This is a genomic window from Stenotrophomonas sp. 05L44_2, assembly GCF_056665995.1.
The window spans coordinates 1-15,571 of sequence record NZ_JBFTNR010000006.1; the positions used below are offsets into that span (position 1 = coordinate 1).

18 protein-coding genes are annotated in these 15,571 nt (G+C 68.2%); 4 read left to right on the top strand and 14 right to left on the bottom strand.

The window, feature by feature from the left end; translation table 11 throughout:
• Positions 1–49: 49 nt before the first annotated feature.
• The 14 genes from AC1VAN_RS00325 to AC1VAN_RS00390 form a co-directional block, all read right to left on the bottom strand.
• On the bottom strand, positions 50–1,600 hold the full coding sequence (locus AC1VAN_RS00325; RefSeq protein WP_025878005.1) for an HAL/PAL/TAL family ammonia-lyase: 1,551 nt from the start codon (positions 1,598–1,600) through the stop codon (positions 50–52).
• Positions 1,590–2,531, bottom strand: coding sequence for an LpxL/LpxP family acyltransferase (locus AC1VAN_RS00330; RefSeq protein WP_442251996.1), 942 nt, complete (start codon positions 2,529–2,531; stop codon positions 1,590–1,592). The genes AC1VAN_RS00325 and AC1VAN_RS00330 overlap by 11 nt, the downstream gene beginning before the upstream one ends.
• 1 nt (position 2,532) lies before the next feature.
• Positions 2,533–3,303, bottom strand: coding sequence for a glycosyltransferase family 2 protein (locus tag AC1VAN_RS00335; protein WP_480985061.1), 771 nt, complete (start codon positions 3,301–3,303; stop codon positions 2,533–2,535).
• Positions 3,293–4,981: an ApeI family dehydratase gene (locus AC1VAN_RS00340; RefSeq protein WP_313445079.1), complete on the bottom strand. Its 1,689-nt coding sequence runs from the start codon at positions 4,979–4,981 to the stop codon at positions 3,293–3,295. The genes AC1VAN_RS00335 and AC1VAN_RS00340 overlap by 11 nt, the downstream gene beginning before the upstream one ends.
• Positions 4,974–5,525, bottom strand: a complete 552-nt coding sequence (locus AC1VAN_RS00345) for a COG4648 family protein (protein ID WP_025878012.1) — start codon at positions 5,523–5,525, stop codon at positions 4,974–4,976. Before AC1VAN_RS00345 ends, AC1VAN_RS00340 begins: the two co-directional genes overlap by 8 nt.
• Before the next feature lie 22 nt (positions 5,526–5,547).
• Positions 5,548–5,805 (bottom strand): acyl carrier protein, encoded by a 258-nt coding sequence (locus AC1VAN_RS00350; RefSeq protein ID WP_025878014.1) that lies wholly within the window; start codon positions 5,803–5,805, stop codon positions 5,548–5,550.
• A 16-nt stretch (positions 5,806–5,821) separates the two neighbouring features.
• Positions 5,822–6,079 (bottom strand): phosphopantetheine-binding protein, encoded by a 258-nt coding sequence (locus tag AC1VAN_RS00355; RefSeq protein ID WP_480985062.1) that lies wholly within the window; start codon positions 6,077–6,079, stop codon positions 5,822–5,824.
• Positions 6,066–6,863, bottom strand: a complete 798-nt coding sequence (locus tag AC1VAN_RS00360) for a lysophospholipid acyltransferase family protein (RefSeq protein WP_025878020.1) — start codon at positions 6,861–6,863, stop codon at positions 6,066–6,068. The genes AC1VAN_RS00355 and AC1VAN_RS00360 overlap by 14 nt, the downstream gene beginning before the upstream one ends.
• Complete coding sequence (locus AC1VAN_RS00365) at positions 6,856–7,602, bottom strand: beta-ketoacyl synthase chain length factor (protein WP_442251998.1); 747 nt, start codon at positions 7,600–7,602, stop codon at positions 6,856–6,858. Before AC1VAN_RS00365 ends, AC1VAN_RS00360 begins: the two co-directional genes overlap by 8 nt.
• A 229-nt stretch (positions 7,603–7,831) precedes the next feature.
• Positions 7,832–8,845, bottom strand: a complete 1,014-nt coding sequence (gene cydB / locus AC1VAN_RS00370) for a cytochrome d ubiquinol oxidase subunit II (RefSeq protein WP_480985063.1) — start codon at positions 8,843–8,845, stop codon at positions 7,832–7,834.
• A 1-nt stretch (position 8,846) separates the two neighbouring features.
• Entirely contained in the window at positions 8,847–10,244 is a 1,398-nt protein-coding gene (locus tag AC1VAN_RS00375) for a cytochrome ubiquinol oxidase subunit I (protein WP_080149570.1), read from the bottom strand.
• 264 nt (positions 10,245–10,508) lie between these two features.
• Positions 10,509–10,724 (bottom strand): membrane protein, encoded by a 216-nt coding sequence (locus AC1VAN_RS00380; RefSeq protein WP_032976798.1) that lies wholly within the window; start codon positions 10,722–10,724, stop codon positions 10,509–10,511.
• Positions 10,721–11,365, bottom strand: a complete 645-nt coding sequence (locus AC1VAN_RS00385) for an RNA polymerase sigma factor (RefSeq protein WP_025878028.1) — start codon at positions 11,363–11,365, stop codon at positions 10,721–10,723. Before AC1VAN_RS00385 ends, AC1VAN_RS00380 begins: the two co-directional genes overlap by 4 nt.
• 37 nt (positions 11,366–11,402) lie before the next feature.
• Positions 11,403–11,732, bottom strand: a complete 330-nt coding sequence (locus tag AC1VAN_RS00390) for a hypothetical protein (protein ID WP_025878030.1) — start codon at positions 11,730–11,732, stop codon at positions 11,403–11,405.
• Between the two features lie 166 nt (positions 11,733–11,898).
• On the opposite strand from AC1VAN_RS00390, the gene AC1VAN_RS00395 reads away from it, so the two are divergent.
• From AC1VAN_RS00395 to AC1VAN_RS00410, 4 genes are all read left to right on the top strand, one after another.
• The gene (locus AC1VAN_RS00395) at positions 11,899–14,271 is read left to right on the top strand and encodes a S9 family peptidase (RefSeq protein ID WP_282279575.1); all 2,373 of its coding nucleotides are present in this window, start codon (positions 11,899–11,901) and stop codon (positions 14,269–14,271) included.
• Entirely contained in the window at positions 14,268–14,687 is a 420-nt protein-coding gene (locus AC1VAN_RS00400; protein WP_282279576.1) for an NUDIX hydrolase, read from the top strand. The genes AC1VAN_RS00395 and AC1VAN_RS00400 overlap by 4 nt, the downstream gene beginning before the upstream one ends.
• A 30-nt stretch (positions 14,688–14,717) precedes the next feature.
• Positions 14,718–15,281: a hypothetical protein gene (locus tag AC1VAN_RS00405; RefSeq protein WP_282279577.1), complete on the top strand. Its 564-nt coding sequence runs from the start codon at positions 14,718–14,720 to the stop codon at positions 15,279–15,281.
• 37 nt (positions 15,282–15,318) lie between these two features.
• The coding region (locus tag AC1VAN_RS00410) for a hypothetical protein (RefSeq protein ID WP_480985064.1) at positions 15,319–15,571 on the top strand (253 nt) is incomplete at its 3' end.

The following is a 15,571-nucleotide window of genomic DNA, read 5'->3' on the forward strand; positions in this document are numbered from 1 at the left end:
GTCATGGAAAGCGGGGGCCAGCTCGACCTCACCGACCAGTTCGTTGCCTTCATTCACCGACATACAGCTCCCAGCGTTGCGCGCGGATCTCCACCAGCAGTTCCCGCAGTTCGCGATCCAGCGCGCGGTCTTCTTCGACCAGGGCGATGCGCTGCCCCAGGTCGGCGTACATGTCGGCCAGACTGCCATGCAGCTGCGCGTTCATGCCAACCCGTTCGCGCAGCGCCAGGCCCTGGCGGGCAGCGATCAGCATGGCCGCCACCACCTGCTCAGTCAGCTCGATCACGCGCAGGCAGTCGCGCGCGGCGATGGTGCCCATGCTGACCTTGTCCTGGTTGTGGCATTCGGTGGACCGCGAGAACACCGAGGCCGGCATGGTCTGCTTCAGGGCCTCGGCCGTCCACGCCGAAACGCTGATCTGCAGCGCCTTCAGGCCATGGTTGATCGCCGCGCGCGGGCCGGTGGCCGCCGACAGGTTGGCCGGCAGGCCGTGGTTGTAGCGGGCGTCGACCACCAGCGCCAGCTGCCGGTCGAGCAGGTCGGCGATGTTGGCAACCGTATTCTTCAGCGTGTCCATCGCCAGCGCGATGTGCCCGCCGTAGAAGTGGCCACCGTGCAGGATGCGCTCGCCGTCGGCGTCGATCAGCGGGTTGTCGTTGGCGCTGTTCAGTTCGGTTTCGATCAGCTGTCGCAGGAACGGCAGGGTGTCTTCCAGCACGCCGATCACGTGCGGCGCGCAGCGCAGCGAGTAGCGGTCCTGCAGGCGCTGCTCGTTGCGCGGCGGGCGCTCGCTGTGCAGGTCGCTGCGCAGGCGTGCGGCAATGCGCGACTGCCCCGGGTGCGGCTTGGCGGCGAACAGGGTTTCATCGAAATGGTGCGCGTTGCCATCGCTGGACAGCACGTTGAACGCGGTCAGGCGCGTGGCCATGCGTGCCAGGTAATCGGCGCGCTGCCAGGCCAGGCAGGCCAGGCCGGTCATCACCGCCGTGCCGTTCATGATCGCCAGGCCTTCCTTCGGCCGCAGCTTCAGCGGCGTCATGCCGATCTTCGCCAGCACGTCGGCAGCCGGCTGTACGCGGCCGTCGTGCAGCACCTCGCGTTCGCCGCACAGCACGGCCGCCACGTACGACAGCGGGGTCAGGTCGCCACTGGCGCCCACCGAGCCTTCGGCCGGAATCAACGGCAGCACGTCGTGCTGCAGCAGCGTGGCCAGGCCTTCCAGCAACGGCACGCTGACGCCGGACATGCCGCGCACCAGCGAGGCCAGGCGCGCGGCCAGCACGGCGCGGGTCTCGGCCGGGTCCAGGTAACGGCCCAGGCCGCAGCCATGGTAGGTGTACAGGTGGTGCGGCAGCTCGGCGACCAGTGCCGGCGGAATGTTCACCGTGCACGAATCACCGTAGCCGGTGGTCACGCCATAGATGACGCCATCCTCGCGCAGCAGGCGGTCGAGGAAGTCGGCACCACGCTGGATATGTGCGCGGAACGCAGGCACATCGCTCAGCGCGGCCTCGCACTTGCGCTGGGCCAGGGCGACCACGTCTTCGATGGTCAGCGGTGCATCGCCGAAACGGCACACGGGTACGGCGTCAATCGTCATGAGGAGCCTGATCCCAGAAGGGGAAGAAATTGAACCAGTCCAGCGGGGACTGGATGACCTGGAGTTCCAGCCAGCGCGCGAAGCGCTGCGCCTGTTCGGCCAGTGCGGCATCGCGTGAACCGCGCGGCAGCACCACGCGGTCGGCGAACTGTTCGAATGCCACTCGATAGCCGTCGCCCTGGTGCAGGCACGACATCGTGTAGACCGGGCAGCCGAGCGCGGCCGCCAGCACGTAGGCGCCGATCGGGAACGGCGCGCGGTGGCCGAGGAAATCAGCCGTCACGCTGCGCCCGCCCTGCACCGGCACGCGGTCGCCAACGATGGCGACGAAGCCACCCGAGGCGACCTTGTCGGCCAGCATCATCGCCGTGGCCGGGCCCATCTCGGTAACCTGCACCAGCTCCACCGCGGCCAGCGGGTCCAGCCGTTGCAGCAGCCGGTTGAAGCGCTGCGCGTGCGCGGTATGCACCAGCACGGTGATGCGGAAGCCCGGCACCTGCTCGGCCAGCACCTGGCACAGTTCCAGGCAGCCGATGTGTGCGGTCAGGATCAGGCCGCCTTCGCGGCGCGCAATCCTGCCCAGCACCAGGTCACGCTGCAGGCGGATGCGCTCGGGCGGATAGCGGCCGCCGAGGCCGAGAATCTTGTCCAGCATCGTGTCGGCGAAGCTGAAGAAGTGGCGCAGGCTGTCGCGCCGGGTGGGCGCATGGCCCAGCGCACCGGCATGGGCCTGCAGCCGCTGCAGGTACTGCATCGAGGCCTGGCGACCAACGCGGTTGCCCAGCCAGTGGCAGGCCACGACCGGCCACACGCAGAGGTGGAACGGCCAGCGCCCGAACCAGCGGTGCACCCAGCACAGGAACAGCACGCCGGCCACCGACGTGGACTCGCCGATGTCGGCCCAGTGCGGGGCGTCGTGCGCGTGGCTCATCTCAGCCCTGCCCCTRCAGGCGGCGCCACAGCAGGCGCGGCGCGCGCCAGAGCATGCCGAAGAACAGCCGGGTATGCATGCGGCTGATGCGCACGTTGTCGCGCCACACATCGAAATGCGAAACGCCGTCGGCGGGATAGGTCACCCGCGTAGCCAGGTGGTCGACCGGTACCTGTCGCCAGTACAGGCGCACCATCACTTCGGTGTCGAAATCCATGCGCCGGCCGATGGTTTCCTCGCCGACCAGGCGCAGCACCGGCGGCAGCGGATACACCCGGAATCCACACATGGTGTCGCGCAGGTGCAGCGACAGCGTGTTGATCCACACCCAGATGTGGGTGGCGTAGCGACCATACAGGCGCGCCTTCGGCACACTGGCATCGTAGGCGGGAATACCGCAGATCACGGCGTCCGGCCGCGCGCGGGCGGCGTCGATGAAGCGCGGCAGGTCGCCGGTGTCGTGCTGGCCGTCGGCATCGATCTGCAGCACATGGGTATACCCGCGACGCTGCGCTTCGGCGAAACCAGCCAGCATCGCACCGCCCTTGCCCTGGTTCACGTCCAGCCGCAGCAGGTCGACACCCGCTCGCTGTGCCAGTTCCCGCAGCACCAGYGCGCAGGACGGCTGCGAGCCATCGTCGACCAGCAGGCAGGGCAGGCCCGCAGCCTGCACGCCATCGACGACCGCGCCGATGGCGCGTTCGTGGTCGTACACGGGAATGACCACCAGCGGCGCGAACGCGCCGCCAGCGGTGGCCGGCTCAATGCGCATCGGCGAACACCACCCTGCCGCTGGCGTGCACGCCATGCACCGAGGTGTAGCGGAACGTCAGCACGCCGCGCCCGGTGTCCCAGTCCAGGTGCAGGGTCAGCTCGTCGCCGGGGCGGGCCACGCGCTGGAACTTCACTGCATCCATGCGCTGGAAACCAACCGGCAACACGAAGGCCTGGCGGCCGAAGCGAACTGCCCAGTCCAGCTGGGCGACGCCGGGCAGGATCGCCGCCTGCGGGAAGTGGCCCTGGAACGCGCGCAGCGCGGGGTCCAGCGTCATCCGCAGGGTGGCCGCCGCCTCGTCGCGACAGTCCCAGACCGGCACCGGCATCATCGGCTGGAACAACGCCACCAGTGCGGCCTGGGTGACCTTGCCCTGGGCATTGATCGGCAGCGATGCGACCAGGCGCCAGCGCCGCGGCCGGGTGACCGCATCGTGGCCCTGCGCCAACCGCGCACCGAGCCGCTGTCCCAGCGCACGCCGTGCGCCGTCACCGGCACGTGCCAACGCCGGATCGGCCGGCACCACCACGGCCGCAAGCTGCTCGCGCTGGCCCTGCAGCACCAGCACGCGCACGTCCTCGACTTCTGGATCCTCGCGCAGTGCGCGCTCCAGTGCATCCAGCGAAACGCGGCGTTCTTCGATCTTGACGATGCGGTCGGCACGGCCCAGCAGGCGGAAACGGCCATCGGCCAATGCTTCCACGCGATCCTGGGTGCGCCACCAGTCCAACGTCTCCAGGTGCGGCGAGGCCACCGCCAGGCAGTCCTCCTCGATCCGCCACTGCACGCCCGGCAACGGCTGCCACGGCGGTGCATCGGTGTCCCAGCGGCGCCAGGCGATGCCACCGGTTTCACTGCTGCCGTAAACCTCGGTGGGCGCCACGCCCAACCACTGGCGGACCTGGCGCGCGGCGTCCTCGGGCAGCGGGCCGCCGGAGGAGAACACCGCACGCAGGCGGCCGTGCAGGCTGGCCCAGTCGAGCTGCTCGGGCAGGCGCTTGAGATGGGCCGGAGTCGCCACCAGCACCGTGTCGGTACCGGCCAGCGCGCCCACCAGGTCTTCGTGGAAGAAGCGCCGGGGCTGGATCGCACGGCCGGCAGCCAGCGGCCACAGCACGCGGAACAGCAGGCCGTAGATATGCTGGTGGGACACGGTGCCATGCACCTGGGCCCCGTCGAGCTGGGCGCCGAAGGCGGCCTGCAGCGCATCGACTTCGCGCGCCAGCTGGTCCAGCCGCTTGCTGATCGCGCTGGGTTGGCCGGTGCTGCCGGAGGTGAACACGCACAGTTCGCAGGCGCGCTCGTCCAACGGCAGCAGCACCACGTCGGCGGCGGCGCTGTTGGTGGCCTGCAACGGCTGGTAATCCGCCGACAGGTCACCTGCGAAGCCACTCACCTGCAGCTGCAGCGCCTGCAATGTCGCGGGCAGGTTGTCGGCGGCCAGGAACACCCGCTTGCCGGCATGCCAGGCACCGAACAACGCCGCAGCGAAGGCCACGGTGTCATCGAAGTAGAGCGCCCAGTCACGACCTTCGGCAGCGCTGAAAGCGTCATGCCAGGCCAGTACGCGCAGGCGGAAGGCGACATGGTCGAGGGCAGTGCCATCGCAGATACCGATGTCACGACCGGGCTGCGCCGCGATCAGCAGCCGGTCCAGGGCAATCCAGTCAGCCATGCGCGTGCGCTGCCTTGACCCGACGCCGTACCAGCCATTCGCCCCCGAACAACAATCCCATCATCACGTACGCCAACAATCCGTTGTAGAGCATCCAGACCCGGTCCGACGCATACAGCGCGGTGAGCAGGGCGAGACCACCATTGAGAACGAAAAAGCCGCACCACACCTGGGTGACGCGGCGGGTATAGACCACCGCGAACGGTGGCAGGTCCGGCTCCTGCAGGCGCGCCAGGCGCTCCACCAGCGGCGGACCGAAGCGCAGGCTGGTGGCGAACACCGTCAACATCACCACGTTCACCAGCGCCGGGTACAGCTTCAGCGGCAGGGCCTGGTTGAGCACGGTGGCCAGCCCGGCCAGCAGGCCCGCGCCGGCGGCGGCGGCCCACCACAAGGGCTGGCGGGTGCTCAGCGCGCGCAGCAGGGCCAGCGCGAACAGCAGCAGCGACAGCCAGCGTGGCTCGAAGCGGCCCATCGCCAGGTAGACCAGCACCGGATAGGCAAGCGAAATCGCTGCCACCACGACCATGCGTGCCCGTGCCATGGTCGCGGCGTCCGTGCTGCTGTCAGGCAGCGGCCTGACCGGGCAGCAGGCCATGCACGACATCAACGATGTCCTGCACGGTGCGCACGGCCTTGAACGCTTCAGGCTGCAGGTTGCGGCCGAGCAGCGGCTTGAGCTGCACGATCAGGTCCACGGCATCGATGCTGTCGATGTCCAGGTCGTCGTACAGGCGCGATTCCGGGCTGATCCGCGCCGGCTCGATCTCGAAGCTGTCGGTCAGGATGCGGACGATGCGCTCGAACAGTTCATTCTTGGTCATGGCAGTTCCTGGCGCCTTACGACTGGCGGGCGGCGACGAACTCGCCGAGCGCGCGCACGCTGGAGAAATGGCGACGGGTTTCTTCCGAGTCGGCCGAGAGGCTGACACCGTACTTCTTCTGCAGCGCCAGGCCCAGTTCCAGKGCATCKAYCGAGTCCAGGCCGAGGCCTTCCACGAACAGAGGCGCGGTCGGATCGATGTCCTCCGGGGTGATGTCCTCCAGTGAAAGCGAGGAAATGATCAATTCCTTGATCTCGTGCTCAAGTGCTTGCACGGGTCGGATCTCCAGACAGGTCGAAATAACGAGTGAGGTGGTCGGTGACGCGACGGGCCGCCAGGGCATCCCCCCTTGGCGAGTCATCTTCGGCCAGGAACGGCGCGATCGGGATATCTTCGCCGATCTGCAGCTGAACGTGAAAACGACGTGAGGGTACACGATACCACTTCTGGCCCTTGGTCAACGTCGGCGGGGTGCAGGTGATGCGCACCGGGGTGATGTCCAGGCGCCCGCGCACGGCGATGTTGGCCGCGCCACGCTGCAGCCGCAACGGCTGCCCCGGCACGCTGCGGGTGCCTTCCGGGAAGATCACCAGGGTGCCGCCGGCGTGCACGGCCGCCGCGCAGTCATCGACCAGCCCAGCGCCGTCGTCATTGGAGATGTAACCGGCGGCACGCACCGGGCCGCGCATGAACGGGTTGCAGGCCACCGCCCGCTTCACAACGCAGTCGGCGTTGGGCAGCAGGGCGATCAGGCAGACCACGTCGATCAGGGTCGGGTGGTTGGCCAGCACCAGCAGGCCGTCGCGCTGCAGGCGTTCGCGCCCGTCGACCTGCAGGGTCATCACCCCCAGCCGGCACATCAGCCACACATGGCTGGCGAAGGCGCGCTGGACCAGCCGGCGGGCCCGGCGGCGACGCGCCACCGGGTCGCGCATCAGCAGCAGCACCGGCATCACCAGCACGCCCAGCAACAGACCGCCGACGCCAAACGCGGCGAAGCTGAGGCCGGTGCCGAACACCCGCCAGGCATGATCAAGGCGGCGCAGCGCCTCAGCCACGGCGGCGCCAGGACCAGCGTTGGCCTTGGGTCACGTGCTGCAGCTGCGGATCCCCGGCCAGCAGGAAGCGGTGCAGGTCCAGCGCATGCGGCAGCACGCCCGGCGCGGTCGGCCCGGCGTCGCCGGCGACCTGCCAGGACAGCGAAAGATCGCTGCCGCCGGCATTACCGGCGGGTGCCAGGCGCCAGCACCAGGCGAAGAACGGGTCGGGTTCGTCGGCGAATTCGGCGTAAACGTCGGGCAACGGCGACTCATAGACCACGATCCGCACTTCACTGGCACCATCACCAAGCAGGCCGACGGCCTCCAGGCACGCCGCTTCCACCGTCGACTGGCCAGCGGACAACGCCAGGTAGTTGCCCCGGTGACCGCGGGCGATCGAGTACAGCGCGGCGATCGCGTTGTGCACCGACAGGCCGAAGCCGGTGGGCGACAGCGGCTGATCGGCCACCAGCGAGCCCAGCAGGTCCATCGATCGGGCGACATCGCCATGGCGGCTGGCGAACACCAGCGGTACCTGGCTGTCAGCGCCCTGCCCGTCCTCGCACCAGCACGCGGCCTGGATCGCCATGCGGCCCAGGCGCTCGATCCGGCGGCGCTGCATGGCCGGAATCTCGGCCAGCGCCGGCGTGTCCTCGCCCTGCGGCAGGAACGGTGCTCCGGCCCAGCCCATCCATTGGCTACGCTCGGTCAGGCCAGGCGCCCAGGCGGCCCAGTCGACAACGGAAAATTCGATCATTACCGGTGATGTTTCGATGGGCGAACGAGAGTCTCGAGCCATTACGGCGACACGCGGCTGCCCCCCATTCCTGCAGCCATGCATCCGTCCAGGACGTCGCCGGCTGCCCCCCTGGCTGCCGGAAAGGAGCGCACGCTAGCACGTCCGACACAGGGATGACATGTTTCACAAAGCACAACGGGGAGCGGTCAGCGACCGCCCCCCGCATGGACCGATCCAGCGAACCGGTTCAGTGATAGCCGGCGTCGGCGCGTACCTTGCCGCGGAACACCCGGTAGGACCATGCCGTATAGCCCAGGATCACCGGCAGCAGCACCACCAGCCCCACCAGGGTGAAGCCCAGCGACGAGGCCGGCGCGGCGGCCTGCCACAGCGTCATCGACGGCGGCAGCAGGTACGGCCACATGCCCAGCACCAGGCCAGCGAAGCCGAGCACGAACAAGGCCAGGCTGAGCAGGAACGGCGGCAGGTCGCGACGCGGATGGGTGGCGCTGCGCCACAGCGCGATGGCCACCGCCAAGGTCAGCAGCGGCACCGGCGACAGCCACCAGAAGTTGCCGTCGCTGAACCAGCGGTCCATCAGCCGCGACTGCAGGAACGGCAGCCAGCTGCTGACCAGGCCCATTGCCGCGATCACCGCCACCACCAGCGGGCGGGTCATCTGTCGGGCCAGCGCCTGCACGCGGCCTTCGGTCTTCAGGATCAGCCAGGTGCTGCCCAGCAGTGCGTAGCCGGCTACCAGCGCGGCACCGGTCAGCATCGCAAACGGGCTGAACCAGCCGAACGCGCCGCCCTGGTACACGCCATCGACCAGCGGCAGGCCCTGCACCAGCGTGCCGAGGATCACGCCCTGGGCAAAGGTGGCCAGCAGCGAACCGAGGCCGAACGCCACGCTCCACAGCCGCCGTGAACGGTGCGCCTTGAAACGGAACTCGAAGGCCACGCCACGGAACACCAGCGCCACCACCAGCAGCAGCACCGGCAGGTACAGCGCCGACAGCAGTACGGCATAGRCCTTCGGGAAGGCGGCCATCAGGCCAGCGCCGCCGAGCACCAGCCAGGTCTCGTTGCCGTCCCAGATCGGCGCGGCGGTGTTCATCATCAGGTCCAGCTGTTCCTCGTCCTCGGCGAACGGGGCGAGGATGCCGATGCCGAGCACGAAGCCGTCCAGCACCACGTACATCAGCACGCCAAAGCCGATCACCGCGAACCATGCCACCGGCAGCCAGGTCATCAGGTCCATGTCAGCGCTCCTCCAGCGGTTCGTCGGCGGCCGACAGCGGCCGCGCCGGGGTGTGGCTGCCATGGTCCAGCGACGGGCCTTCGTCGTACGGCTGCGGGCCGTGGCGCAGGATCTTCACCAGGTACCAGATGCCCCAGCCGAACACGAAGGCATAGCCGATCACATAGACACCCAGCGACAGCGCGGTCATCCATGCACTCTGCGGGCCAACGGCATCGGCGGTACGCAGCACGCCATAGACCACCCACGGCTGCCGCCCCATCTCGGTGACGAACCAGCCCGACAGCAGCGCGATGAAGCCGCTGGGCAGCATCCAGTTCCAGCCACGCAGCAGCCACGGCGAGGCCAGCAGCTTCTTCCGCCACAGCTGGAAGGCCGAGACCCAGGCCAGCACCAGCATCAGCGTGCCCAGCCCGACCATGATGCGGAAGGCGAAGAACACCGGCGTCACCGGCGGCCGTTCGCTGGCCGGCACCGACGTCAGCGGATCGAACGTACCGTCCAGGGTGTGGGTGAGGATCACGCTGCCGAGCTTGGGAATGGCCACCTCGAAATCGTTGCGCTCCTCCTTCTCGTTGGGCAGCGCGAACACCACCAGCGGCACGCCCTCGCCCTCCTTGGTCTCATGCCAGTGCGCTTCCATCGCCGCGATCTTCATCGGCTGGTGCTTGAGCGTGTTCAGGCCATGCATGTCGCCGACGAAGATCTGCACCGGCACGGTCAGCGCCGCGAACGCCACCGCCGCGATCAACATCCGCCGCCCCGCTTCCACGTGCGTTCCCCTGCGCAGATACCACGCGCCCACACCACCGATCACGAAACAGGTGGTGATGAACGAACCCAGCGCCATGTGCGCCAGCCGGTACGGGAAGGACGGATTGAACACCACCTGCCACCAGTCGACGGGATGCACGATGCCGTTGACCATCTCGTAGCCGGCCGGCGTATGCAGCCAGCTGTTGGACGAGAGGATCCAGAAGGTAGAGAACAGCGTGCCCAGCGCCACCATGCAGGTGGACAGGAAATGCAGGCGCGGCGACACCCGGCCCCAGCCGAACATCATCACGCCGAGGAAGCTGGCTTCGAGGAAGAACGCGGTCAGCACTTCGTAGGTCAGCAGCGGTCCGATGACCGTACCGGCCACTTCGCTCAGCCGCGGCCAGTTGGTGCCGAACTGGAAGGCCATGACGATGCCGCTGACCACGCCCATGCCGAAGGACACTGCGAAGATCTTCTGCCAGAAGAAATACAGCTCGCGCCAGACGGGCAATTTCGTGCGCAGCCAGCGCCATTCGATGAAGGCCAGCCAGCTGGCCGTACCGATGGTGAAGGCCGGGAACAGTACGTGGAAACTGATGACGAATCCGAACTGGATCCGCGACAACAACAACGCGTCCAAGGGACGCCTCCTGCCAGGTGCCGGTGGGATACCAGACCACTTTAGGGGGATATCGTTAAGCCGGGATGCGACCGGGTGACGCGCTGCTTCACTTTGTCGCAGGGTGCGTGGACGCCGCCGGGCATGGCCCGGCGCTACACGTCATTTCATCATTGGTGGCTCCGGGCCATGCCCGGCGAGGTGCTGATTCACGCGGTAGCGCCGGGCCATGCCCGGCGGGGTGCTGATTCACGCGGTAGCGCCGGGCCATGCCCGGCGGGGCGTTCACCGCCAGAAATACCAGACGCCCATCGCCAGCAACGCGCCCAGCAACACGATCTGCACCACCGCATAGCCCACGCTGCTGTCGCGCGACTCGGACGCAATCCGCTTCTGCAGCGCTTCGCTCACATCCGGCACCTCGTCCTGCCTTACCTGTTCATGCAAGGCCTGCGAGAGCGCACGCTCGTCGGGTTCGCGGGAATCGGTTGGTCGGCTCACAACAGTTCTCCGGCGGTGGCGTGCTTCACCAGCTCCTGTTTCAGGACCTGGCGCGCACGGTGCAGGTGGCTCTTGATGGTACCCCGGGCCAGCCCGGTCACCTGCTCGATCTCGGCCAGATCGAAATCCTCCAGGTAGTGCAGGCCGACGATCAGGCGCTGCGGCGCACTCAACCGCTCCAGCGCCGCGCCCAGTTGGCGGCCGGCCTGCAGCGCCTCGCTGAGTTCGGCCGGGCCCGGCCCTTCATCGCCGATACCCAGCTCTTCAGGTACCTCCACCGCCACCATCCACTGCGCTTCCAGCCGCCGCCGCCGCAGGTGCTGCAGTGCGGTGGTGTAGGCCACGCGCGAAATCCAGGTCCGCAACGAAGATTCAAAACGGAACCGGTGCAGCTGGCGGAACACGGCCAGGAAGGTTTCCTGCAGCAGGTCGGCCACCTGGTCGCGGTCGCCGACCATGCGCCCGATCACATGCGCGCAGGTGCGCTGATGTGTTTCCACCAACTGCGCGAAGGCCGCTTGCGAGCCGTCGATGATCGCACCCACCAGGGCGCGGTCGTCCGACCACGCAGAGGGCTCCTCCACGGGGACATTGCGCCGCCGCCCCCGCAGTGCAGCCAGCGCTTCCCCCAGCAGGCTCATGCGTGGGACTCCCCCTGTGCCCGCAGCATGCGCCGGCTCAGCCCTTGCGCGTGGCGGGGCGGGTGAAGTGCCAAGCCAGCAGCTGGCCCAGCCCTGCGCTGCCGACCAGCGCGGCAGCTGCGCCGAACGTCAGGTCGCGGGCACCGATGGCCTCCAGCAGCGCCATGGCCAGCGCCAGGCAGACCAGGCTGATGCCCCAGCGCAGGGCGCCCTGGCGGCGGCGTTCCTCCTCCAGCACCGCCAGCGAGCGGATGACTTCCTCCGGCACGTGCGGTGCCACCAGCTTGCTGCGCGCACGCGCATCGGCGATGGCATGGATCGCATAGGCGATGCAGATGAAGAGGGTGATCGGGATGAGTTCCTGCATGTCGTGCTCCTGTCCGGTAGATGATGCGGGTTCAGGAGATTGGATGCGCGACCAAGGCAAGCGGTTGCACCGCTTTGCCGATTCCGCTGCCATGACCTGTGGCCCCTGCCCGGGGCCGGGACGGCTGCTACGCTTGCCCGGTTTCCTCTTCTGGTGCTGTCCGCCCATGTCCCGAGTGCTGCCCCTGTCCCTCCTGCTGTCTGCCGTGCTGGCCGCTCCGGCCGCGCAGGCTGCGCCGACACCGATCACCATCGAACAGGCCATGGCCGACCCGGACTGGATCGGTCCGCCGGTGGAGAAGGCCTGGTGGTCGTGGAACAGCCAGCAGGTGGAGTACCAGCTGAAGCGCAACGGCAGCCCGGTGCGCGACACCTTCCGCCAGCCGATCGCCGGTGGCGTGGCCGCGCAGGTGGCCGATGACCAGCGCGGCAGCCTGGACGTGGCCGATCCGGTGTACGACCGCAGCCGCACGCGCAGCGCGTTCGTGCGCAACGGCGACGTGTTCGTGCGCGACCTGCGCAGCGGCGCACTGACCCAGCTGACCCGCAGCAACGAGCGCGCCAGCGGCGTGAACTTCGCCGCCGACAATGGCGTGATCTGGCGCGTCGGCCAGAACTGGTTCCACTGGACCGCCGCCAGCGGCGTGCAGCAGGTGGCCAGCCTGAAAGCCGAAAAGGATCCCAGCACGCCGCCGAAGGCCGACGTGCTGCGCGACCAGCAGCTGCGCACGCTGGAAACCCTGCGCCGCGACCGCGAACAGCGCGAGGCGCTGAAGGACCAGGACCAGCGCTGGCGCCAGGCCGACCCGACCCGCGCACCGGGTCCGGTGTTCCTGGGTGCCGACGTGGAGATCGTCGACAGCGTGCTGTCGCCGGACCTGGGCCACCTGATCGTGACCACCAAGCCGAAGGACTTCGATGACGGCCGCGGCGGCAAGATGCCGCTGTACGTGACCGAGTCGGGCTATGAGGAAACCGAGGACACCCGCCAGCGCGTCGGCCGCAACGGCTTCGAGCCGCACACCCTGTGGTTCGTGGATGTACGCAGCGGCAAGGCCGAGAAGCTGTCGCTGTCCAGCCTGCCGGGCATCGGCACCGATCCGCTGGCCGAGCTGCGCCGCAAGGCCGGCAAGGACGCACTGAAGGGCGACCGCACCGTGCAGGTGATGAGCGACTTCATGGGCGGTGGCATCCGCTGGAGCGCTGACGGCCAGCAGGCCGCGGTGATGCTGCGCGCCAACGACAACAAGGACCGCTGGATCGTCAGCGTTGCTGCCGCCGACGGCCGCGTGCAGAACCGCCACCGGCTGACCGACAACGCCTGGATCAACTGGGGCTTCAACGATTTCGGCTGGATGGCCGATGGCCGCACGCTGTGGCTGCTGTCCGAGGAATCCGGCTTCTCGCACCTGTACACCCAGGCCGGTGGCGGCAAGCCGCAGGCGCTGACCAGCGGCAAGTGGGAAACCTCGGCGCCGGTGCTGTCGGCCGACGGCAAGGGCTTCTACTTCCTGTGCAACCAGCAGGCCCCGCATGACTACGAAGTCTGCGCGGTCGATACCGCTGCCCGCCAGGTGCGCGAGCTGACCAGCCTCAATGGCGTGGAAGATTTCTCGCTGTCGCCGGACGGCCAGCAGCTGCTGGTGCGCTATTCCGGCGCCTACCTGCCGGCGCAGCTGGCGGTGGTGCCGAGTACCGGCGCTGGCCAGGCGCGCGTGCTGACCGATACCCGTACCGCCGAGTACAAGGCGCGCCAGTGGATCCAGCCGAAGCTGGTGGCGGTGCCGTCCAAGCATGGCGCCGGCGTGGTCTGGGCCAAGTACTACGAGCCGGAAAACAAGGAACCCGGCAAGAAGTACCCGGTCGTGATGTTCGTGCACGGTGCCGGCTACCTGCAGAACGTGCACCAGCGCTACCCGGCCTACTTCCGCGAGCAGATGTTCCACAACCTGCTGGTGCAGAAGGGCTACATCGTGCTGGACATGGACTACCGCGGCAGCGAAGGCTATGGCCGCGACTGGCGCACGGCGATCTACCGCAACATGGGCCACCCGGAGCTGGAAGACTACAAGGACGGCCTGGACTGGCTGGTCGACACCCAGCAGGGTGACCGTGACCACGCCGGCATCTACGGCGGCTCCTACGGCGGCTTCATGACCTTCATGGCCCTGTTCCGCTCGCCGGGCACGTTCAAGGCCGGCGCCGCGCTGCGTCCGGTGGTCGACTGGCACCAGTACAACCACGGCTACACCAGCAACATCCTCAACACCCCGGACATCGATCCGGAGGCGTACCGCGTGTCCTCGCCGATCGAGTACGCACAGAACCTGCAGGACAACCTGCTGATCGCSCACGGCATGATGGACGACAACGTGTTCTTCCAGGATTCGGTGAACCTGACCCAGCGCCTGATCGAGCTGCACAAGGACAACTGGTCGATCGCGCCGTACCCGCTGGAGCGCCATGGCTACGTGCGTGCCGATTCCTGGCTGGACCAGTACAAGCGCATCCTCAAGCTGTTCGAGCAGAACCTGAAGTGAGTGTTGCCGCGGCCACGATCCACATCGTGGCCGCGGTCATCCTCGATGACCGTGGCCGGGCACTGGTGGTGCGCAAGCACGGTGCCAACCGCTTCATCCAGCCAGGCGGCAAGCCCGACCCGGGCGAAGCACCCCTGCAGGCACTGGCACGCGAACTGGACGAGGAACTGGGCGTACGGCTGCACACCGCTTCGGCCATCGCACTCGGGAGTTTCGARGACTGGGCAGTGAACGAGCCAGGCCATCGCGTGCAGGCGCAGGCCTGGCGGGTGTGGATCGAAGGTGAGCCGTGCGCGCGTGCGGAGATCGCCGAACTGGCCTGGGTGCCGCTGCAGCCGCCGCATGGCCAGCCCTTGGCACCCTTGAGTGAACACCATATCCTGCCGGCGGTCGCTGCCCTGGCGACGGCCCGCTGACCCGGCGGGCATCGCTCACCCGGACAACGGATGTCAGCTTCGATTCCCTCGATTCCAGCACCTGCCCCACCGCCACCCAGCAACTGGGTCGGCGCAGTGGCGCAGGGCTCGTTCTGGCTGAGCCTGCTGGTCACCCTCTATTTCCTCGCGCAGGCGCTGATGGCCGCGGTACTGGCCCGTACCGGGTTCTGGACCACGCTGGTGACACTGGCATGGGAACAGCAGCTCGACGGCAGCCTGTGGTGGATGCTGAAACACCCGGCGGCCACCTCGCTGCTGGTTGCCCTGCTCTGCCTGTTCTCGACCCTGGCCAGCTGGGGCCTGTGGCGCGAGCGACGCTGGGGTCTGTGGGCCTATATGTGGATGCTGGGCCTGAGCGCGCTGGCCAACTTCGTGATCGCCTGGTGGATGGATCGCCTGCTGCTGGTGTTGATCGCGCTGCTTGCCAGCGACCCCACGGCGCAGCATGAGCTGCAGGTGCAGCGTGTGCTGTTCACCTTGACACTGGTCGGCACCTCGGTGCTGTTTGCGGGGCTGCAGGGCTGGCTGGGTTGGCGCCTGCTGCGACCGGACATCCGCTGCCGCTTCCGCTGACTCCCCTCCCGCGTTCCGCCTTCGACAAGGATGTCGCATGCCTGCCCTGCTCCGAATGTTTCTGGTCGTCACTGCGCTGCTGCTGGCCACCCCGCCGGCGCCGGCCGCAGCCTCCGCTTCCACGCCCGCGCCCGCGCCGCTGCGATGTGGCCGGTACGTCAATGCGCAGAATGATGCCGCGCTGGTGATCGACTCACACAACCGGGGCCGTCGCCTGACGACGGGCTTTGATCTCGAATCGCTGCAGATCGAACGCGATGGCAACGGCCTGGTGCTGGTCAACCTGGATG